This is a genomic window from uncultured Sunxiuqinia sp. (genome assembly GCF_947495665.1).
In the GTDB taxonomy this organism is placed as follows: Bacteria; Bacteroidota; Bacteroidia; order Bacteroidales; family Prolixibacteraceae; genus Sunxiuqinia; species Sunxiuqinia rutila.
The window spans coordinates 1-228 of sequence record NZ_CANLZV010000062.1 but is presented as its reverse complement, the minus strand read 5'-3'; the positions used below and the strand labels follow the sequence as shown (position 1 = coordinate 228).

1 protein-coding gene is annotated in these 228 nt (G+C 50.0%); it reads left to right on the top strand.

The window, feature by feature from the left end; all coding sequences use genetic code 11:
• On the top strand, positions 1–228 hold a 228-nt coding region (locus tag Q1A18_RS19050; RefSeq protein WP_299584751.1), incomplete at both ends, for a hypothetical protein.

Sequence of the window (228 nt, the reverse complement as noted above, 5' to 3'; positions counted from 1 at the left end):
GAAGCTGAAATCAGGCTGATCAATGACATTGACGCAGCCATTCAGGAAAACGAAATCATGGACCTGCGAGCCAAGCTAGGAACCATCAGCAAGGAAATTAACCGCCAAGAGAAGCAAAAACGTTCGTTCGCCGCCCGATTCAGCACTTCACGAATAGCCGTAGCGACCGTAGCAGCGTCACTAATCCTGATTTTCAGCATTGCCGGGCTGGTTAGCAAAAACAGCCCA